The organism is Paenibacillus agricola (assembly GCF_011440305.1).
Taxonomy (GTDB): Bacteria; Bacillota; Bacilli; order Paenibacillales; family NBRC-103111; genus Paenibacillus_S; species Paenibacillus_S agricola.
In genome coordinates this window covers 149,577-170,855 of the sequence record NZ_JAAOIW010000005.1, presented here as the reverse complement: position 1 = coordinate 170,855, position 21,279 = coordinate 149,577, and the positions used below count along the sequence as shown (strand labels likewise).

Here is a 21,279-nt window from a genome sequence, read left to right as displayed (position 1 = left end):
CAAAGCTTGTCGCTTTCTTCAATCTATGCTTGCTTGAATGCTTACATTCTTTTTACTTTGTTAACTGCTCCATTTGCTCTAATAAGCCTTTAAATACGTCCATTGCCTGTTTAATCGGCTCAGGTGTAGACATATCCACACCAGCGCGCTGCAGGATATTAATGGAGTAATCACTGCCGCCACTTTTCAGGAAGCCCAGATAACGATCCACAGCAGGCTGGCCTTCATCGAGAATTTGCTTGGCAAAGCTGGTTGCCGCGGAGAACCCGGTCGCATATTTGTATACATAAAAGCTGTTATAGAAATGGGGAATACGTGCCCATTCTACTTCAATATCCTGGTCCACAACCATATCCTTGCCGTAATATTGCAGGTTGAGGTCGTAATAGATTTTGCTAAGCTCCTGAGGCGTAAGCGCTTCGCCTTGCTCTGCCTTTTCATGTGTAATTTTCTCGAATTCGGCGAACATGGTTTGGCGGAACACGGTAGTCCTGAATTGATCCATGTAGTAGGTCAACAGGTACATTTTTTCCTTAGGGTCGGTTGCTTTTTTTAGCATATAGTTCATAAGCAGCGCTTCATTCAAAGTAGAAGCCACTTCAGCCAAGAAAATCGTATATTGGGCAAAACGATACTCTTGATTTTCATCCGATAAATAGGAGTGAATCGCATGGCCCATCTCATGAGTGAGCGTGAACATGCTATTCAAATTATCTTTATGGTTCAGCAGCACATACGGATGCGTGCCATAAGCTCCCCAGCTGTAGGCTCCACTGCGCTTGCCTTCGTTTTCATAAATATCGATCCAATGGTCGTTAAAACCCTTTTGCAAAATATTCAAATAATCCTCGCCAAGCGGCTTTAAGCTTTCAGAAACCATCTTTTGGGCTTGTTCGTAAGTGATTTCCATCTTGTATTCATCCACAAGCGGGGCGAACAGGTCATACATATGAAGCTCATCGACCTTAAGCAGCTTTCTGCGAAGCTCCATATAACGGTGCATCAAGGGCAAGGACTCATGAATCGTATCGATGAGGTTGGTGTAAACCTCTTTATCAATATTATCGCCGTATAAAGAAGCTTCTAGGGCTGACGGATATTTGCGAACCTTGGAATAAAAAATATCCTTGGAAATATTCGCCGACAGCGTCGCGCCGATTGTATTTTTGTTTTTGGAATAGGTAGCGTAAACAGCTTGGAAGGCGTTTTTACGCACTTCACGATTACGGCTTTCAAGGAACGTGATATAACGTCCATGGGTCAGCTCGATTTCTTCGCCATGTTCATCAGTGACCTTAGGAAATTTCAAATCCGCATTATTTAGCATACTGAAAATGGTATTAGGTGCTTGAGATAAAGTGCCTACTTGAGCCAGTAAGGCTTCCTCGGCTTTGGTAAGGATATGCTTTTTTTCACGAAGCATTTCAGTTAAGGTCCGTTTATAAAAGCTTAGCTCGGGAGCGTTGACCAGCTTTTGCAGCTCTTCATCAGATAAGCTTAATATTTCAGGAGATATGAAGGATGAGGCCTCACCGGCTTCGACGCTAAGCTTTTTGGCTTTGTCAGATAAAGCTTGATAGGTAGGCTCTGCCGTATCTTCATGGTGCTTCATATTCGCGTATACATAAAGACGTTCCATATGTATGGAAATGGTGTCTTCCAATTCGAAGCATTGCTTGATGCTGGCAGGTTGATTCAGCTTACCTTGGAAATCGCTGATTTTCTTCAAGGCTTCCTTGACTTGCTTGTATTCTTTGTCCCAAGCCTGCTGGTCAGCAAAAATATCTTCCAGCTTCCAGCGTTGTTCTACGGGGACATCTGTACGCTTAACTTGACTCATCGGAGGCCTCCTCAATAATTTGGATGGTTTGGTGCTCTCCGCCGCCATCGGGGAGGTGAACACCGTACCTGTAAGTAAAATACCCGTCATGATTAGTGGGAAAAAACGCATAGTGTTCTACACTCCCTGTAATTTTCCACTAGTATGACCGGATCGTAGTTTAATTATAAGAGAAACCAGTATCGAAGTAAAACAATGATGAGCGATCGCGCTTTAAATGTTAAAAGTCCGGTGAATAACAAGCGGAGCGGCCAGGGTGTTCTGGAGATAGTGAAGCGGTGCCTACACGATTTCTGTAAGAAAGCGACTTCGAAAGCATATGCTGTTCAGGGATTTTTACCACTAATTATTTATATAATTAAAAAAATCCCTGAATATCAGCAATCGTAGGAACACCCTGGCCGCGCAGCGGAACCTATTCACCGGACTTTTATTTTTGCTGAATCACAAAAAAGCTATAAACAATCAACGTAAATGAGAAGGTAACCATCACCAGTGCCAAAATGGCAAGGGGACGTTTGATGTTGCTGGGAAGTGAATCTTTTTTGAAAATCAAGATCATGGCCAGGCAAAATGAAACAATAATAAATGTTAATATCGAAGCGGAATTGCTCAAAGGAATCACCTCTTCTTACGATGGAATCGCACGCATCGCCTTGTAGGATGCTCCTGCTCTTATAAGGGTTTCGCCGTCTTATCTAAAACTCCTTTATAGCTATCCATTTTGATAAGAACGAGCTGCCCACTCTTGTCATGAGTGGCTATAAAGCTATCGTCCAGAGTGATTCCAGCCTCCTTGGCAACTTCCATGGACATCGCCAAATGCCCTTGGGCACTGATCGATACGAGGGAGGCTTGCATTTTTTTGAGATACCCCGCGAGGATAACACCGCCCGTAACCAATACCAGGAGCGTCCATTTGATTATCGAATTATCGGCAAACCAGCCACTGACCAAAGGATCATCCGTCAGCATTTTTCCTGCTGTGAATGCAAGCACTCCTGAGCCTATATACAGGATCCATGGGAATTTTTCCATGGCTTTAATGAATATCGTACTGCCCCAGACTACAATCGGTATACTGATAATGAGTCCAAGCATAACGAGCACAAAGTTGCCATGGGAAGCCCCCGCCACAGCGATTACATTATCGAAGCCCATTACGGCATCAGCGATCACAATCGTTTGGATAGCCGGCCATAATTGATTTTTGGCTTGGATGGTGTGATCTTTTTTATCAGCTAGCAGCTTGTAAGCAATCCAGATCAGGATAAGACCGCCCACCAATAGCAACGCCGGTATTTCCAATAACCAAACGACCAGCCACGTAGCTACTACCCGAATGCCGATCGCTCCAGCCGTGCCCCAAAGTATAGCTTTACGCTGATGCTCCTTAGGTAAATTTCTTGCTGCCATACCAATTACGATAGCATTGTCTCCAGCAAGCACTAGATCGATCATGATAATACTAAGAAGTGTCATGAAAAAAGCTCCATCTAACCATTCCATACAGACCATCTCCTCATTGCTCTAGTTTTGCTACATAAAAACGACCTCTACCACAATGGTAAAGGTCAATGAAAACAGAAAAGACCTTTACCTAATAGGCAAAGGTCTTGCTAACAACGTAATGTTGCCAATAAAGCCGGGGTTCACACCCGTAATGACGACTTTATTGTGACAGCTACTCCCCTTTGGAGGATTCTTATGTAATTAACCTCATTGTAAGGTAAGGACAAGTTGCAAGTCAAGTCCGCTTATGAAATGACCTTACACTTCTTTAAAGGCAGCCATAATGGCTTCACGTTCTTCAGGTCGATCTGCATATTTTTCTGCGGAGAACCGGTTCTCCGCCCAATGCATCATTTCAGGCCTGCTCAAAAAAGTATGGCTTTCCTCGCCCCATTGGTCGGATATTTCGCGTAAAATCAATGTTTTTCCTTGAACCTCAACTGTAAGCATGTTCCATTTATCGGTTTTGAATATCGTGTGCTTCTTAAATCCGTGATTAGACAAGGCTTTTCCCTCACTTTAATTGGTTTTGGTGAATTTATTTCGTTTAATATCCACATGTTTCTACTATAAACTAAGCAATGCCATAGGGCAAACACCAGATTTATTTTAGCTTGACAGATTCTGCTTAATCTTTAAAAGCGGCTTGGGCAAAAAGCAGATACGGGCAAGTCTACTTCTGAATATATTAATCTCAAAGACGTGAACATAGAGGGGGAGTTGGGGTGAGATGAGCACCTTCAAAATAAAATTCGAAATCATTCCACGATACCTGAGTGGTCCCAGTAAACGCCGTCCTTGTATTACACTTGATCCATGCTTATTCATGGTAGCGCATGATACCGGCAATCCCGGATCGACGGCTGCAGGTAATGTAAGCTATTTCGAAAATAGCAGGGATGAAGCTGAAGCGTCAGCACATCTTTTTGTAGATGATAAGGAGATCATCGAATGCATCCCTTTTTTGACTAGCGTACCAGAAAAAGCTTGGCATGTGCGGTATAATACCGGTATCGACAACGAACAATTCGGAGCAGACGCTAATGATGCAGCAGGGGGCGTAGAGCTTTGTTATGGTGGCACTATTCATCTTTCAGAGGCCTATACAAGGTACTTATGGGTGCTGGCTTATAGCTGTTACCAGCATGGATTGAACCCAAAAACGGACTTATCCGGCCACCACCTACTAGACCCCACACGAAAGACAGATCCGATGAATGCGTTCAATCTGCTTGGCAAGACCTTTGAGGAATTTGTCCAAGACGTTGTAGACGAATATAACGATTGCCTGAGGGCGGAGGAGGATGAGGATAACATGCCAATGAAACTGGAGGACTGGCAATGGGATATGCTGTATCAAGTCTTGGGTACGGCGTATAACTCGGACCAGCTTGGCTGGAACTGGATGCAGAAGATTGTCGACAAAACCATGACGGCTACGGAGCTGGCTTTTGTGAACACGGTGCTGGATGGGCGGGTGGATCGGGGGATTGAGGTGTAGTACGCCTCAATCCTTTGCTGATTGCTCGGAATCAGATGCTGATAATGCCTTTAGCTTTGGCGGCTTGTAGCCATTCTGGAAATTCATTCAGCAATTCATCATATAACAGCTCATCCGATATGTCAGAAATATCGTTTAAATGAAAGAAATTAGCATTATCCACGAATCTTCCTTCCATCTCATCCAGCTTTTGCAGCAGCTCGAATTCAGAATTCCCAATCCCGATAAACTGCCAAAATATCGGAAGCACCGAAGCATCAATAATTACCTTTTTAGTGGGTTTGACGACACCGCCATCATTGATAAAAACAATAAAAGCGGGATGCTCGCTGGGCTCTTCTTTTGTATATTTACGAATCACATCCTCCATAACCAAAGGTTCATTGTTGCGTCCAAATTTATGGATAGTATCATTATTCAAAATATGCTTTTGTACATAATTTTCGATTTCATTTTCTTTGACGGAAAGAAGCCGGCTAAATTCGTTGTCGTATATCCACACATCCAAGGTTTGATTGTCATCAAATTTGCTGGCAACAGCAAGGATGCGATCCACAACCTCCTGCACCGCCCCATTTTGATAAAGGGAACGCATAGATCCGGAAATGTCCAAGACTAACCCTACTCTGGCAATCACGCCATGTAGTTTTTTCTTTTCAAATGCCGCCTGTACGATTTTTTTTCGGCGTGACAGCAAGGAATCTTCATTTGAATGAGGAGGTTCTTCTTCGACATCAAGACCGTAGTTTTTACAAAGCGCCGCCAAACCACCAAAGAAACCACTGCCAATGGCATTGAATCTCCACTCGCCTTTATACAAGTAAAGCTCGGCAACTACGATTGCCGTCTCACGTGAAAGATCAGCACCAAATTCGTATCTCAGCAATTCTTGGTTAAGACTCCGATCGACAATACGTAAGTACATGTTCATTACTTGCCCAAACTGATGTCCCAATTTCTCTCCTTCATAGATGGTTAAAGTAAAGGCGATTTTTTTGATGTCCGGCTGTAGCTTGGGAAGGGATATCGTTATTTTTTCATTATCAGCTTGCTTGATTGTCGAGTGGGAGACGGCAGCCCCAGGACTAAAAGGATTTCCATAAAAAATAAAGTTTTCTTCCTTTTCGCAACGATCCTGCTCCGATAACAGAAAAGCAGCACTATCTAAGCTAATCTCCTTATTTGCTGAGCTCCAGCCTAAAAAAACATCAATATCGGTTATGCTTTTATTTTTGGTAACATCAATTTTTTGCCCTTTAAGTACGTTCATATATTGCACACCTCTCTGATCGATGATGTTTGCCTATTTGGGTAGAGTCAAGCTACTCGCAAGCAATCCCATCCCTGTCCCGATCTAGCTTGTATTTAGTCGAAAACTGTCAAATTCAACTATAACAAAAATAGGAATAAAGAACGATATGGAATTAAGGAAATTATATTTCCCATAGATTGTAAGTCAGTAATTCCTATGTTAAAATCTCTATTAAGCTCACAGAGGTGAGCGGTGGCTTAAGGCCAAGCGAAGACGAGGTAACAATAGCTGAGGAGAGATGAGAAATGAGTAATCAAAAGTATGAGCAAGCTGGAGTGGCCATGACATGCAGGTCTTTTGCCGAGTATGAGCAGATGTTTAACTTCGAGCTGGCCGAATTACAGGACACCGCCATATTGGACGTTGCCGGTGGAGCTTCATCCTTTGTAGCCGAAGCGTGTGCCAGAGGGATTCAAGCCCGGGCCGTTGATCCGCTTTACGAGCTGGATCCAGAATCGATTTACACCTACGGTCTAAAAGAAATAGAAACATCAACTGAGAAAATAGCACGGCTTGAAAGCTCTTTCGACTGGAGCTATTATGGCAATCTCGGCAACCACAGAAAATCAAGGGAGCAGTCCCTTGCACGATTCATAGATGATTATCGCAACCAAAGAGAGACAGGACGCTATATATCGGCTTTATTGCCCCAATTGCCGTATGAGGCTGGTACATTTTCACTTGTGGTGTGTAGCCATTTTTTATTTCTGTACCACGAGCAATTCGATTATGAGTTTCACCTCAGGGCTGTCGAGGAGCTGTTGCGTGTATGCCGTGTAGGTGGGCAAGTACAGATTTATCCGCTACGCACGCTGCATTGGGACTTATATCCGCATTTGGAGCAACTGATAGATGCCTTGGAGCAGCAGGGTGCAAAGTCCGTTTTATTACCTTCAAGCCTACCATTTATTCCTGGTTCAGATCAGCTATTATGCATAACCAAATGAGTCCTAAACGCTTGCTGGGATTCATTTTTCAGATTGATTTGTCGGTTTTCTGGTGATATAATTAGGGTATTCGCTCTCGAATGGCGATATTTCTAGGAGGTTGTTTTCATTGACAGGTACAGTAAAATGGTTTAACGCAGAAAAAGGTTACGGGTTCCTTCAAGTTGATGGTGGCGAAGATGTATTCGTTCATTTTTCCGCAATTCAAGGCGATGGCTTCAAGACTCTTGACGAAGGCCAATCCGTTGAGTTCGAAATTACTCAAGGTAACCGTGGTCCTCAAGCAGCTAACGTCATTAAATTATAAGTTTTGGATGAGTGCCATAGCATGATAAACCCAAACAGCTTACGAAACTTCGGTTTCTGTAGGTTGTTTTTTTCATTCTCTTTGACCATTACCCTCACCGAATGGTAAAATACCTTTGATACTTTTCAATAGGGAGCGTACTATTATGAAATTTAAATTATTCAAAGATCGCAAAGGGAAAGCAGACCAAGCGAAAAATAATCAATTTGTCCGGCTGGGCCGCGAAATATTTGTGGCTGCACGTGCGGGCGGTCCGAATCCGGATAGCAACTTTGCCTTAAAAGTTGCGATTGAAAGTGCACGCCGCATCGACATGCCCAAGGATAATATCGAGCGGGCGATCAAAAAAGCAACGGGTGACGGAGACACTGTAGAGTACGAGGTCATTATGTACGAAGGCTACGGTCCTGGCGGGGTCGCCATTATGGTGAAATGCTTGACCGATAACCGAAACCGTACAGCAGCGGATGTCCGCGCGGTATTCAATAAACGTGGTGGCAATATGGGCGAGTCCGGCTGCGTGTCATACATGTTTGACGAAAAAGGATTACTTACTGTTGATCGTGAAGCGCATCCTTTGGATGAGGACGAGCTGATGATGCAGGCATTGGAGGCAGGAGCTGAAGATGTGAGGACGGAAGAAGAAAGCTTCGAGATTTTAACCCACCCTCATGAGTTTGAGAAGGTGAAAACAGAGCTGGAGAAGCAGGGGCTTGAGTTCGCCGAGGCTTCCGTTAGCTGGACACCGCAAAACACGATTAAGGTAGAAGGCGATAATGCCGAGAAGCTGATTAAAATGATGGATTCCTTCGATGATTTAGACGATGTCCAGGATGTCTATTCAAATTATGAAATAGCCGAGGAAGAAATGAGCCGAATCGGTTAATGGCTGGCTGAGTACTGAGTCCATGACCAAGTAAGGTTCAAAAATAGGAAAATGGATTGCAAAGCGATTGATCCGTGCTGCTATCCACTGATTGTACAAAGGAAGAGGTAACCGTGTAATCCTAACGGTTGCCTCTTTCTTTGTATCTCGATCTTTTATTTACAAAATATTAAGAATAATTAAGTGTGGAAAGGATTGACATACTCATCATTATATTATAATGTTATAACCAGTTAAATTATTGGATATTCATTCTTGAAAAATGAGTGGACAATTACATGCTAAAAATCAAGATTGCTTGGAGGAATAGATGTGTTAGATGATACTTTACCAGTGACATTGCAATATCAATTGCGAAGTAAATTGCTCGAAAAAATCGAAAAAAGATTTTGGTCCCCAGGTTCTCAAATTACAAGCGAGCGGGAGCTTTGCGATGAATATGGTGTAAGCCGCATTACGGTACGGGAAGTAGTCAAAGAATTGGTTCAAGAGGGTTATTTAGTCAAGAAGCAAGGAAAAGGTACATTTGTAACTTTGCCTAAATTCGAGCATGAGTTGTCAAGTTCTTACAGCTTGTCTCAGGAAATAGAAAAGGAAGGGTTGTATTCCGATTTCCAGATTCTTGGATTCAAAAAATGCAACGCTACAAGCTTTCTGAAGCAAATATTAGGAATATCCGATGAAGATAGCGTGTATGAAATCACGCGCCTGCGATTTATTGGTGATGAGATGTTTGCCTGGGAAAGATCTTTTACACCTTGTTCTCTTATGGAGGGGGCAGATAAAGAACAATTACAAAAGGAAGGGTTGTATTTCACGATTTTCCGTTGTTCGGGATTAATGGCGGAGGAGGCCGAGGTAGAAGCTGAGGCTGTGAATTGTCCAGTTGATGTCGCAGAATTGCTTCAGTTAAAGAAAAACACAGCCGTATTGCATCTTACTCGTGTGACGACAGCCCAGAACCGATGCATCGAGTACTGTGAAAGTTATATCCGCAGTGATAAATACAAATATAAGTACAAGCAAATTTTGAGGAAAAAAGTATTCTATGATGGTGCCTACTCAGATCAAACAGACGGGAAATAAAGACGCCTGCAGCCTGTTAATCTATCGATGATAGTAAAATCCAGGTCTTTCGAATTCAGTTGATCGACCGGATTCTAATTATAAATAGTATTACAGAAAAAGCCTAGAGTAAGGGGGAGTCCTTGCTGAGACATCATTGAAGTATTCAATCTATTTCAGTATGCTGAATCGCCGTGTTAATTCAAAACAAATCTACGAGGAGGTATTCTTTTGAAAAAGGTATTTTCTGTTACTGCGGTCATCCTCACGGTTTCTATGCTTGCTGCTTGTAATGACAATTCGTCATCATCATCTAATAATAATGGTCAAACCACTCCCGCGTCCGGGACCAAAGCTTTTAATGAAAGTGGATTCCCGGTTGTGAATAAGCCGATTTCGTTGTCCGCAATGGTCTTGCTCAGTCCGGCACAGCCAACTAAATGGAATAATATTTTAGTCTGGCAGGAATACGAAAAGAAGACCGGTATTCACATCAATTGGGAAGAATATACCACTGCAGATATAACAGAAAAGAGAAATTTGGCGCTCGCGAGCAACCAGCTTCCAGACATCTTCTACAGAACCAAAATGTCAGATAACGATGTTGACAAATACGGTGCACAAGGTTCCTTTCTCAAATTGAATGATCTGATCGATAAATATGCACCGAATTTCAAAGCAATCATGGGGAAATATGAGGACGTGAAAAAGGGTATTGCAACAGCGGATGGTAGTATTTACGCATTGCCGAACCTCACCGATTCTCCAAGCATTGAGATTACCCGCAAGCTGTTTCTCAATGAGGATTGGCTGAAGCGCACAGGTAAGCAGATGCCTGCGACGACAGCTGAGTTGTATGACGTATTAAAGGCATTCCGAAACAATGATCCAAACGGCAACGGGAAATTGGATGAAATTCCGCTGACGGCTGATTCTCTCGAAGATATCATACTGGTTCTGAGAGGCGCCTTCGGGCTTGGTAATAAAGGCACTGGAAATGGGAACTGGGATGTTGATCCTAATTCAGGAAACCTGCGCTTCTTCCCGACCAGCAAAAGCTACAAAGAATTATTGACCTATTTAAATAAAATGTATTCAGAGAATCTGATTGACAAGGAAATATTTACAAACAGCGGTACAAAGGTGCTTGCGAAGAATGAGCAAAAGCAGGTAGGTAGCTTCTCATTCGGCAATGTCACTGCTCGGGCTAATACTAACGCTAATGATTTTGTCGGTCTTAAAACGGCGCTTTCCGGCCCGAATGGCGATCGTCTTTATACGAGCGCACGGGGACACATCGGTTCGAGAGGTGCGTTCATGATTAGCAATACGAACAAATATCCTGAAGAGACGATGCGCTGGATCGATTATTTCTACAGTGAAGAAGGAATTCGGATGCTGTACTTAGGATTGGAAGGTCAGACCTATCAGAAGGATGAAAAAGGAAACTACGACTTTATGCCTGATATTGTAAAAAATATACCGGAAGGTTCATCCTTCGATCAGGTCGTTTCCAAGTATGTTCCTTATGCAGGCGGTTCCTTGCCTACCCTGATTATGGAAAACTACTTCAAAGGCGGCGAAACGCAACCGTCAGCCAAAGCCGCAGCGGAAAACTTGCGACCTTATCTGCCTAAGGAGCTTTGGGCCCCGTTCAGCTTTGCTTCTGATGAATCAGAGAAGAAGCTGTCGCAGGAAGCGGATATTTACAGTTTGGTTAACCAACGCACCGCAGAATTCGTGCAAGGTAAAGTATCTCTCGATGAGTTTGACAAATATGTAGCTCAGCTGGAGAAAATGGGTCTTAGTGAACTGCAGGGCATTTATACAACTGCTTATGCTCGATATAAAAAGAACTAATCGCTAAAGGGTTTCGTGGAATTAGACCTGTAAAGGTGTGAAGCGCCTAGTAGATGGAACGTCTTTATGTGGAGCTTCACACCTTTACACATCCGATGCAAACCGAGTTGCATTGATTTACAGCCTTTTACCTGACAAGGGGTATGGTTATGATCAGGTACGGAGAAAGGAGTTTCCAAAGCTATGTTGCCTCGCTCTATACGCAAAAATTGGGATTTGTATTTACTGGTTGTTCCGGTAGTCCTGTATTTTCTGCTAATTAAGTATTTGCCGATGTATGGCATTCAGATTGCATTCAAGGATTTTTCCGCTCCAAGGGGGATTTGGGGCAGCGAATGGGTCGGGATGAAACACTTCATTCGATTTTTTAATAACTATCAGTTTTGGACTTTAATTAAGAATACCATGGGGATTAGCATTTTCCAAATTCTTGTCGCATTTCCTATACCCATCTTTTTTGCGTTACTTGTTAATGAGGTCAGCAGCAAGTGGTTCAAGAAAAGCGTACAGTCGATTACCTTTATGCCGCATTTCCTTTCTACAATTGTGCTTGTAGGTATAGTGATGGCATTTCTATCACCTTCCACGGGTTTGGTTAACCATGCCATCCGCCTGTTTGGAGGAGAGCCAATCTACTTCATGACAGAGCCAGGGATGTTCAAATCCATTTATGTCTTCTCGGATATATGGCAGAACATGGGGTTTAGTTCTGTTCTTTATATAGCTGTACTTGCTGGCATTGATAAGAGCCTATATGAGGCGGCGATGATTGATGGTGCGAGCAAACTAAAGCGGCTGATTCATATCGCCATTCCAAGCATGATTCCTACTGCCGTCATCATGCTAATTTTTCAGTTTGGCTCCATTATGGACATCGGTTTCGAAAAGATATTTCTTATGCAGAATGAGCTAAATCGTACCTCATCTAGCGTTATATCAACCTATGTTTATGAGATAGGCCTAATTGGATCACAGTATAGCTTTTCCGCTGCAGTAGGATTATTCAACTCGGCGATTAACTTCGTATTGATTATTATTGTGAATCAAACTGCCAAAAAGGTCAGCGGCACCAGCCTGTGGTGATGGAGGAATCGAAGAATGGAACACGCAAAAACAGAGAGCTGGGGAGATCGTGTATACGATATTGCGATATATACGATTCTCACGATCATTATGCTAGGAACACTTTATCCGTTGCTGTATATAGTTAGTGCATCCCTTAGTGATCCGATTGCTCTTATAAAGGGAGAGCTTTGGCTGCTGCCGAAAAATATTACTCTGAACGCTTATAAAAAGGTGTTTCAAAATCCTGATATTATCCTGGGCTATCGAAACTCCCTGATCTATTTGGTTGTTGGAACGACGATTAATATTGTCATGACGACAATGGGTGCTTATGCGCTGTCTCGCAAGGATTTTAAGGGACGTCATGTACTGGCATTGATTTTTACGTTCACCTTACTCTTTAACGGCGGTCTGATTCCGACCTATCTGGTATACAAAAATGTGCTTGGATTGTACAACAACCTTTGGGTAATGGTGATTCCAAGCGCAATTAGTGTATGGAATTTGATTATAATGAGGACCTATTTTCAGACTGCAATTCCCTATGAATTGCAAGAAGCGGCTTTTATCGATGGTTGTAGCAATATCAGAACGTTAACTAGAGTCGTTCTTCCACTTTCTATGCCGATTATTGCCGTAATGACTATGTATTATGGGGTTGCTCACTGGAATTCATATTTTACAGCGTTGATTTATCTGAATGATAGCTGGCGGTTACCCCTTCAAATGGTCATACGCAGCATACTGATTCAAGAGAACATGAATGCTATGGCTGGCGGGGATGGTGAAAGTCTGGTGGAACAACAGTTGTTGGTCGAGGGCATGAAGTATGCCGTGATCGTGGTGTCTAGCATTCCTATGCTGCTGTTGTATCCTTTGGTCCAAAAGCATTTTGTAAAAGGCGTTATGATGGGAGCCGTTAAAGGTTAAGACTATACTGCTGAATGGGTGAAAAATGATGATCGAACATAAACCAGAAAATTTAAAGCAAGTCGTTTTGCTAAGCAAAGGCAAAATGGCTACGGCGGAAGACCAGATTGAAGGTTCTGAAGCAGAAAGAGCGATTGATGGTCGGGACGATACATGTTGGGCGGGTGCGCCGTACTATAAATGGTGGAAACTCGATTTATTGCAGTGCTGTCAGATCGAGCAGATGAGCATTTGTACGGATTCGGGTTTAGACGACTTTACGCACTATTTCATTGAATACAGCCCGGATAATCTTAACTGGGAGGTCGTAGTTGAGAAGAAAGATAGTCTTGCTTCGAGGGCCGGTGGAGAGCAATATGACGTATCCTTTAGGGCTCGATATTTAAGGGTAACGGTCACTTATTGCTCGTCAGGAGAGACGGCGAAGATTCGTGATTTTCAAGTATACGGTCATGAATTGGAAAGACTAGAAGCACCTGTGCCCAACAAGGTCTCGCCCTTTAAGCTTCCCGCGATTGCTTGTGACCAGGCTTACGGATTTTGCGAGAAGGAAGTAGACGATATTGAGCCCGGACAGCAAGACCAAGTGCTGGTCAGTGGAGAGGTCGGTAGTTATCTGGTTTACCGCGACGTAGATTTTACAGAGGCCGGAGTGAACCAACTGCGTGGACAATTCGGCTTTACGGATCTGGATAAAGAAAAACGAGTCACCTTGGAAGTGAGATTGAACGATCTCCACGGAGAAAAGATAGGCGAGATCAGTTTGTTTAAACAATGGAAACGATGGTCCATGTTGGCTGGTTCTCTGGAACATTCGAATCCGTTGCTGTTAACAGGTATTCATGACGTCTACCTTGTGATTACAGATGCTGCACCGCTTCAGAGCTTGATGATACATTGGCTGGCATTTGTCAAAAAGTCGCCTTTTCCTGCGCCAAAGCCTCGCTCTAGTGCTTTACCTACACCCATCGATAACGAGTATAACATCTATTTCGGCAATCTTCATAGTCATACCGGATTTTCAGATGGGATAGGAGTTCCAGAATATGCGTATGATTATGCGCGGTATACGGCTGGTCTTGATTTTCTGGCGATTACTGAGCACAGCAATCTCTATGATCATTATCTGGAATGGGATAAAAGCCGCAAATGGGTGGATATCCAGCAGATGGCCGAAAAGAAAACCGAAGATGGCTCTTTCCTCGCCCTGTTCGGTGCAGAAACCACTTGGTACAATCAATTCGGTCATATGAATACGTATAATATGGACTTCTTTATCAATACGTATGAAACCCGATTTAACGATATTTCGCAGTACTATGACACATTGAAGCAATATCCCGATTCGATCCATCAATGGAATCATCCGTGGTCCTGCGGCCAGCGTCATCTGGATGGATTTGATCCGTACGACACGCAGTTGGATGAAGTGCTGCATTTAATAGAAATCAACCCGATAGAATCAAAGGAGCTTGGAGGGCTCTATTACTATGTCATGGCTCTAGACAAGGGCTGGCATGTATCTCCCTTAGGCAACCAGGACAATCATCATGGGCAGTGGGGGACGCAAAATACGCTCCGGACAGCGATACTGGTGGATAAATTGACGAGAGAGCACTTCTACGATGCTGTCAGAAATCATCGTGTTTACTTTACGTCGGCTCTTCATTTGAAGGTTTGGTTCAAGGTGAACGGTGCCATTATGGGTTCGCGCATCCAACGATCCGATACTCTCGATTTTGATATTAAGGCTTTGTACGGTGTGGATACAGGTAGCCGAATCATCAAGGCGGAGATCATCGGTGAGCATGGACAGGTGCTGCATACGGTTGAACATGATGGTAAGCAGTTGGATTATAAGGTTACGTTACCGTGCAAGGATCGCTATTATTTTGTGAAGATTTATCAGGAGGACGGTGAGTTCGCGGCAACTTCCCCGGTTTGGATAGATATGGATTAATTGAGGTTATTACTTGATAAGGGTTGACAAAAGAAGCGCACTTTACAAAGGATTCCGCATGCTGACCCAGGAATGGTTGGATGCATATTCGCTATTCAGATGATTGAATGCGTTGGGACTTTGTAGAAGTGCGCTTCAACGTTTGAGCGCAATATGAAGGCCAGGATATATGAGGGAACCCATATGAATTCTTTGTTATAGATTCATTTAAGGAGAAGATAGGGTTGGATATTGTTTATACTTGGTTTGAACAACAAATAATTAATCACTTTATCCAGTATTATGAAATATACATTCGTCTAACTCTTAGTGCTCTTCTCGGATTTATTATCGGCTGGGATCGGGAGTCCAAAAATAAACCTGCTGGGTTGAAAACCTATATGTATGTTTGCGTTGCAAGCGCATTAATTACTTTAATTTCGATTTATAGTGTTGGGAAATTTAGTACAGTGAATCAGAATACCATGATGGACCCGATGCGTCTAGCTGCTCAAATCGTGACAGGACTTGGATTTTTAGGTGCAGGTGTTATTCTTAAAGACGGTTTGAAGGTTAAAGGCCTCACATCAGCGGCCATGATCCTTTTCGTAGGTGGAATGGGTATAGGTATTGGTGCGGGTTTCTATAGCTTTGTTATATTCGCTGTAGCGCTCTGCATGACCATGGCTAGAATTGCCAATCTAATTGAAAAGCAAAAATATAAAAAATTACAACCAATAAGTAACGATAGAAATTCGGATGTGCAAGAATTGACTGAATAGGACTATAAAAGAACCGTCAGGATGAGTATCTGCCCTAACGGTTTTTTATCTAATCCTGCTTAATCTACAATCCTTAAAATAGCGTCTACTTCTTTGCGGGGCATCTTACCCGGACGTTCCACAGGATAGCCTAAGGAGATGACCATATTAATCTGGCTTTGTGGCGGTATGTCGAGATACGTGCGCAATTGCTCAGCAGCCAGCAGGACCGGCCCTGTCATGGGGCAAGTAGCAAGGCCGCGCGCGTGGGCGGCCAGCATGAAATTCTGTGCGGCAAGGCAACTGCTCTTGATGCCTTCCTCTTCCCATACCGAATCGTCCACAAGCTGGATCGGATCAAATATTTTGTCGCGGAATTTGGACGTATACGGCGTTGCCAAGCAAATGATTAACACAGGTGCATCGGCAAAAGCGGTAGCGTAAGGACCAAAGGATTTGACCAGCATACGAGCCTCGCGGTTCAAGCCGCGTCCTTCGGCCTCGGCTGCTTTTTTATGTAATTGGTCCCATGTGATTTGCTCGATCTCTTTGATTTTGGTGCGGTTGACAATTGCGATAAACTCCCACGTTTGGGAATTGGTGTCGCTTGGTGCATAACGTGCACAGTCCACCAGCTCTTTGATATCGTCCACAGCTACATCCTGCTCTGTGAATTTGCGGATACTTCTTCGTTCCAGCAATATGGTTTTGAAATCGTCGTAATGCATTGGTTATTATCCCCTTTAAGCCAGCATGAATTCGTTCATGACTTGGTACTATGATCTAGCAATGATTATAACGGTTTCGCTAAGCAAAGACAACATCCAAGCTTAGATGGAGACAGAGAATTACTCCAAGATAACCGTATCTCCTTCTACCAAGCCACTTAGAATTTCCGTTTTCTCCGGGGTTTCCATACCTATCGTAATATCCTGGCGGACAGCAACACCTTGCCCCGCGTCCTTCATCACATAATATTGCTCTTTATCACGTTGGATGGCGAGGGTATGGACGACTAACGCATCTGGTTTTTTGTCTGCATGAATCGTAGCTGTGAGGCTAAGGTCAGCGATGAGCTGGTCATTGGGCTCCAAAGAAATGATAACCTCAAACTGGGCAGCTGTTGTACTATTCGAATCACCGCTGTTTCCGTTTTTGGCAAATTTGGACAGCTTTTCAACCTTGCCTTGCAGTACCGTATTTCTTAGCGCATCTACCTTGATCTCGGCAGGCATATCCGGCTTGATACGGAATAGATCGTATTCTCCCACCAGGCAGATTAGCTGCAGCTTCGTCAAATCGACGATTTTGCCAATACGTTCATTTTCTTTCACCGATTGGGGCTCTTTGGTACCCTCAAACAAAAAGATCCCGTTTTCTGGAGCATTAAACTGGGCGGCTTTCCGTTTCTCCTGCTTTTGTGCTAGCTGTGTCTGCATATGCTCTATATTTAACTGGTTGATTTCCTCTTGCATCTTTTTGCTCTGCGATTGGGCGTACCTTTGTTTGGCTTCTGTTTCCGAAATCCCGGCCGTCTGGGGATCGGCTCCATTCGTTGCTTCCTGCTGGAATTGGCTGATGCGGATGTCGATTTCGGTTTTCTTTTGATTGGACTGGATTTGGGCAATTTCATCACGCAGAGCGGTATCATCTAACTGAAATAGATTGTCGCCTTTGGCAATTTGCATGCCTTCACTAACTCCCCATGATTGCACATCCGCAGAGAAAGGGGCGTTGATATAGGTTTCCTTTTGATAGGAGGATTTACCTTTTACTTCTACAGTGTTGACCAAGTCCTCACGGGTGACTTTAAATGTGATCGCTGATAAGCCCCGTGCGCCGTTCTGCTGATCCTGCTTGGGAGGATGGCTTAATAGATAAAGTGTACCTGTAATGCCGATTACTAACAATAAGGTGATGGCGATAAGCCATGTATTTTTCTTCATTATATAGCTCTCCTAATCTCGTTTAATTGCGGTTAGGGCATCGGTACGGGATGCTTTGACAGCAGGATAGAGGCCTGATAAAACGCCGGTCATCACAGCAAAAAATAAACCAACAGGCAAGATCCAAGCGCTAATAAATAATATTTCCAGATCGCTACCAGGCTGTGGAGGGGAGAAATGAATAACAGCGAGATTGATGCCCCAGATGACCCAATACGATAATAAAATGCCACAAGCGCCACCAAACAGCCCCAGTAACGCGGATTCGGCAATAAACATATTGCGAATTTGGCTTAGATTAGCCCCAAGCACCTTCATGATCCCAATCTGCCTTCGGCGCTGGTGGGTGGACATGGTCATTGCCACGATAATTGAGATGGAGGCCACGAACAGAATAAATAAACCGACGCCGCCAAAAATAAACCGCAGGATTACCAGTTGCCCTTGCATCTGTTCTTCATAATGGAGGTTGGTTTGCGTGGACAGCTTCAGCTTTTTGATCATGTTCTCGATTTGCTCTACATGTGTGCTGTCATCTGCCTTAATTTTGACCTCATTATATGCCGGGATTGGCTGCTGCTGGCTGCCATTGCTTGTGCTGGAAGCTGAAGTGCTTGTGCTTGCTGCTATGGCATCTTGAAGCTTTTTTCCAAGTGCCGGAGAAATAAAAGCCGTCTTCATATTGCTGGCAGCCTGGTCGGACGAGCCTTCCGGCTTCTTTAATATGCCTACAACACGGAGTGGAAATTGAATACCCGTAATCTCTACACCATTAGCTTGGAAAATTTGCGGCTTCAAAATTATCTGCTTTTGGTAAAGCGGGTACGCTATATATCGTTGCTCGTTATCGCGCTCGGGGGCGGCTTGCCCGTTACCGCTGTTCATTCCGGGCATGCCGGAGCCCGAAAGCTGCTCATCAAATAGCCCCATCGTCGCCCCGTAGCTTAAAATAATCGTGTTTTCCTGCTCGGACGGTCCGCCCTGTTGAAATTCAAAACCAAAATCAACCAACGTATCCAATTCCGTAGCGATCAAATTGTTAATCCGGCCTAGCTTATGGTCAAGCACAAACAGCTGGGCATTCATCGTTTGGTAAGTAGCAATGGCTTGGACATGTGGGAGATTGCGCATGATGTCTATTTTCGATTTGGTAAGCTCATAGGTTTTATTTTCATTAGGGTTTCCCGCACTTGTGCTTGTACCTTGCGGAGGCGTTCCATTATGTATGGTAATTTCATCGGTATTCATAAATTGGGTCATTTGCACGCGGCTATAATGGTTAATGGACTCACCAAAGGAAAGGGCTACAACAATCGAGGCAGAGCCGATGGCGATCCCCATGGTACATAGCGCTGTAACGACCATCCGCCGTTTTAGCTGCTCCCACGCAAGCCGCAAATAATCAACGATATTCATTCGTTTTCACCAGCCCAAGGCTCATTCTCCACGAGGAAGCCATCGCGCAGCTGGATCACTCTTTGTGTTCGCTTGGCGACCTCAAGTTCGTGCGTCACAATAACAAAGGTGATCGATAACGTAACATTAAGCTCGATCAACAGGTCAATGATCTCTGCCTCAGTTTTGGTATCCAGATTGCCTGTCGGCTCATCGGCAAAGACAATCGCGGGCGAGGTGACAAGCGAACGGGCAATACTGACACGCTGCTGCTGTCCTCCCGATAACTGCGAAGGGAACATCTCGCCCTTATCCCCTAGGCCGACCTTGGCTAATAAGGCGAATGCTTTTTCTTTACGGCTTTTGGCTTTAATCCCTTGAAAAATTAAAGGCAGCTCTACATTCTCGCGTACAGTTAAGTGGGGAATAAGCTCGTAGGATTGGAAAATAAAACCGATTTGCGTCCGTCGGAATTCCGCGAGCTGGTTTTCCGACATTTTCTCAATGGCATGGCCATTAATAAGAATGCTGCCGTGGGTCGGCTTCATTAAGCCAGCCATCAGGTTTAATAAGGTCGATTTGCCCGAGCCGGAGCTGCCTAGCAGGGCAACCATTTCGCCTTTGGCAATACGGAATTGAATATCATGAAGGACCGGTGTCTCTTCAGCACCATTCTTGAACCGATGGGACAATTGTTGTACGGCAAGCACGTTAGCCCTCCTTTGAGTTTGCGTAGCAAAACCAGCATCGCTAGAGCTATGCTGGTTGCTCCATCACCTATATAAGACGTTACTCAGGGCAATTGTGTTGCAATCGTTGTAGTTTATTAAGAAATGAGGAGGATATGCCGGAACAGGAGTTCCTCGGCTATTCGGATTCTTTCGCGAATAGATGAAGGAGCAGGAAGCCGAGCAATGCGGAAGCGGATAATAAAGCACCAACTCCATACATCGTATGGGGACCGAAGTCGCGGAATAACCAGCCGCCAAGTGTACCGCTAAGCAGACCGGCTATTCCCGACCAGGTTACGGCAAGAATGGCTTGCCCGGTTGCCCTATATTGATCGGGGATAATCCGCGCAATATAGCGTATAACGGTAAAGAGAAAGATCCCAAAGGAGATACTATGCATCGCTTGGATAGCAATAACCCACAGCGGGTTCTCTACTTGGCTCATCAAGGTAAAACGGATGACATAGACGAAGCAGCTAATCATGAGCAGGGGGAGCTCCTTGTAGCGGTGTCCGTATTTACTGAGCAGGAAAAATATAGGGACCTCGCTTAACGCCGAAACCAACCAGGACAAGCCCACAATCGATTGGTCAGCACCTAGCTGGTTGAGGAATAACGCAAGAAATCCATCGTTAAACCGATGGGAAACGGAAGAGACTAACACAATGAACATAAATGCCAGAAAGCGCTTGGAGCGAACCACCTGTACCAACCCGCTGAATTCGAGCTTTTTTGTGGAGGACCGGCGTCCATCCGTTAATTGCGTGGATACAATAAAAGAAAACGCAATGGTTCCCAGGCACAAATAGACAGTGAGGCCAGCACCGTATTGCTTCAAGATCATTCCGAAGCTTAGGGAGGCGATAGCAAAGCCGATAGAGCCCCAGACGCGAAAGGAGGCGTAGCTTTTATTGGTTCCTTGGATGCTCAGTAAAGTGAGGCTATCCGTCAAAGAATTATTGGGCGATTGAAAAAAGAAAAAAGCAGCCATCAACAGCAGCAATAGGACAAAGCTGGTACTCTGGAAAACGAAAAAAGCGAATATCCATTGTCCCAGCAGCACAACAATCAATATGTTTTTGACCGTCCGATATTTATCGCTCATCAGGCCCCAAAATATATTAGAGATAATCCCGATCATAGGTCCGACAGAATAAAGCAGCCCAATTTGGATCGTGGAGTAGCCCAGTGATTTGAAGTATAAAGGGAAATAAGACACGATTACAGCCATGGTCATATAAGACGCGAAGCTGTAGCCACGGAGCATGCCGAATTTGGGTTG

General features: G+C 44.1%; 20 protein-coding genes and 1 pseudogene. 11 read left to right on the top strand and 10 right to left on the bottom strand.

Going from position 1 to position 21,279, the window contains the following annotated elements; all coding sequences use genetic code 11:
* Positions 1-52: 52 nt before the first annotated feature.
* The gene (gene pepF / locus G9U52_RS15750; RefSeq protein ID WP_166151168.1) at positions 53-1,840 is read right to left on the bottom strand and encodes an oligoendopeptidase F; all 1,788 of its coding nucleotides are present in this window, start codon (positions 1,838-1,840) and stop codon (positions 53-55) included.
* A gap of 503 nt (positions 1,841-2,343) precedes the next feature.
* Between pepF and G9U52_RS39270 the strand changes: the two genes are divergently transcribed.
* Entirely contained in the window at positions 2,344-2,502 is a 159-nt protein-coding gene (locus tag G9U52_RS39270; RefSeq protein ID WP_207953010.1) for a hypothetical protein, read from the top strand.
* A gap of 13 nt (positions 2,503-2,515) precedes the next feature.
* On the opposite strand, the gene G9U52_RS15740 is transcribed toward G9U52_RS39270, so the two are convergent.
* Together G9U52_RS15740 and G9U52_RS15735 are read right to left on the bottom strand one after the other, a co-directional pair.
* Positions 2,516-3,349: a TerC family protein gene (locus G9U52_RS15740; protein ID WP_166151164.1), complete on the bottom strand. Its 834-nt coding sequence runs from the start codon at positions 3,347-3,349 to the stop codon at positions 2,516-2,518.
* A gap of 261 nt (positions 3,350-3,610) precedes the next feature.
* A complete protein-coding gene (locus G9U52_RS15735; RefSeq protein WP_166151826.1) occupies positions 3,611-3,802 on the bottom strand; it encodes a hypothetical protein in 192 nt (63 codons plus the stop codon).
* Positions 3,803-4,082: 280 nt separating this feature from the next.
* On the opposite strand from G9U52_RS15735, the gene G9U52_RS15730 reads away from it, so the two are divergent.
* Positions 4,083-4,853: a peptidoglycan recognition protein family protein gene (locus tag G9U52_RS15730; protein WP_166151162.1), complete on the top strand. Its 771-nt coding sequence runs from the start codon at positions 4,083-4,085 to the stop codon at positions 4,851-4,853.
* Positions 4,854-4,884: 31 nt separating this feature from the next.
* On the opposite strand, the gene G9U52_RS40025 is transcribed toward G9U52_RS15730, so the two are convergent.
* Positions 4,885-5,550: a vWA domain-containing protein gene (locus G9U52_RS40025; protein WP_243767394.1), complete on the bottom strand. Its 666-nt coding sequence runs from the start codon at positions 5,548-5,550 to the stop codon at positions 4,885-4,887.
* 57 nt (positions 5,551-5,607) lie between these two features.
* A pseudogene (locus G9U52_RS40020) lies at positions 5,608-6,123 on the bottom strand (TerD family protein); the annotation flags it as partial.
* A 287-nt stretch (positions 6,124-6,410) separates the two neighbouring features.
* Between G9U52_RS40020 and G9U52_RS15715 the strand changes: the two are divergent.
* The 9 genes from G9U52_RS15715 (at position 6,411) to G9U52_RS15675 (ending at position 15,946) form a co-directional block, all read left to right on the top strand.
* Entirely contained in the window at positions 6,411-7,112 is a 702-nt protein-coding gene (locus tag G9U52_RS15715) for a class I SAM-dependent methyltransferase (protein ID WP_166151158.1), read from the top strand.
* A gap of 109 nt (positions 7,113-7,221) precedes the next feature.
* Positions 7,222-7,419: a cold shock domain-containing protein gene (locus tag G9U52_RS15710; RefSeq protein ID WP_166151156.1), complete on the top strand. Its 198-nt coding sequence runs from the start codon at positions 7,222-7,224 to the stop codon at positions 7,417-7,419.
* A gap of 145 nt (positions 7,420-7,564) precedes the next feature.
* A complete protein-coding gene (locus G9U52_RS15705) occupies positions 7,565-8,305 on the top strand; it encodes a YebC/PmpR family DNA-binding transcriptional regulator (RefSeq protein ID WP_207953009.1) in 741 nt (246 codons plus the stop codon).
* A 312-nt stretch (positions 8,306-8,617) separates the two neighbouring features.
* A complete protein-coding gene (locus G9U52_RS15700; RefSeq protein ID WP_166151154.1) occupies positions 8,618-9,391 on the top strand; it encodes a GntR family transcriptional regulator in 774 nt (257 codons plus the stop codon).
* 210 nt (positions 9,392-9,601) lie between these two features.
* Positions 9,602-11,230 carry an extracellular solute-binding protein gene (locus G9U52_RS15695; RefSeq protein ID WP_166151152.1) on the top strand — a complete coding sequence of 543 codons (1,629 nt, stop codon included), beginning with the start codon at positions 9,602-9,604 and terminating at the stop codon, positions 11,228-11,230.
* Between the two features lie 183 nt (positions 11,231-11,413).
* Entirely contained in the window at positions 11,414-12,313 is a 900-nt protein-coding gene (locus tag G9U52_RS15690; RefSeq protein ID WP_166151150.1) for an ABC transporter permease, read from the top strand.
* Between the two features lie 15 nt (positions 12,314-12,328).
* Positions 12,329-13,225, top strand: coding sequence for a carbohydrate ABC transporter permease (locus tag G9U52_RS15685; RefSeq protein WP_166151148.1), 897 nt, complete (start codon positions 12,329-12,331; stop codon positions 13,223-13,225).
* Between the two features lie 25 nt (positions 13,226-13,250).
* Positions 13,251-15,185 carry a CehA/McbA family metallohydrolase gene (locus G9U52_RS15680; RefSeq protein WP_207953007.1) on the top strand — a complete coding sequence of 645 codons (1,935 nt, stop codon included), beginning with the start codon at positions 13,251-13,253 and terminating at the stop codon, positions 15,183-15,185.
* Positions 15,186-15,409: 224 nt separating this feature from the next.
* Positions 15,410-15,946 (top strand): MgtC/SapB family protein, encoded by a 537-nt coding sequence (locus tag G9U52_RS15675; protein WP_207953006.1) that lies wholly within the window; start codon positions 15,410-15,412, stop codon positions 15,944-15,946.
* A 59-nt stretch (positions 15,947-16,005) separates the two neighbouring features.
* Here the strand turns inward: G9U52_RS15675 and G9U52_RS15670 are convergent, their stop codons facing one another.
* The 5 genes from G9U52_RS15670 to G9U52_RS15650 all read right to left on the bottom strand — a co-directional run bounded on the left by G9U52_RS15670 (position 16,006) and on the right by G9U52_RS15650 (position 21,264).
* Positions 16,006-16,653: a nitroreductase family protein gene (locus G9U52_RS15670; protein ID WP_166151144.1), complete on the bottom strand. Its 648-nt coding sequence runs from the start codon at positions 16,651-16,653 to the stop codon at positions 16,006-16,008.
* Between the two features lie 120 nt (positions 16,654-16,773).
* On the bottom strand, positions 16,774-17,871 hold the full coding sequence (locus G9U52_RS15665) for an efflux RND transporter periplasmic adaptor subunit (RefSeq protein ID WP_166151142.1): 1,098 nt from the start codon (positions 17,869-17,871) through the stop codon (positions 16,774-16,776).
* A 12-nt stretch (positions 17,872-17,883) separates the two neighbouring features.
* Positions 17,884-19,287, bottom strand: coding sequence for an ABC transporter permease (locus G9U52_RS15660; protein ID WP_166151140.1), 1,404 nt, complete (start codon positions 19,285-19,287; stop codon positions 17,884-17,886).
* On the bottom strand, positions 19,284-19,976 hold the full coding sequence (locus tag G9U52_RS15655) for an ABC transporter ATP-binding protein (RefSeq protein ID WP_166151138.1): 693 nt from the start codon (positions 19,974-19,976) through the stop codon (positions 19,284-19,286). Before G9U52_RS15655 ends, G9U52_RS15660 begins: the two co-directional genes overlap by 4 nt.
* Before the next feature lie 157 nt (positions 19,977-20,133).
* Complete coding sequence (locus tag G9U52_RS15650; RefSeq protein ID WP_166151820.1) at positions 20,134-21,264, bottom strand: MFS transporter; 1,131 nt, start codon at positions 21,262-21,264, stop codon at positions 20,134-20,136.
* Between the last annotated feature and the right edge of the window lie 15 nt (positions 21,265-21,279).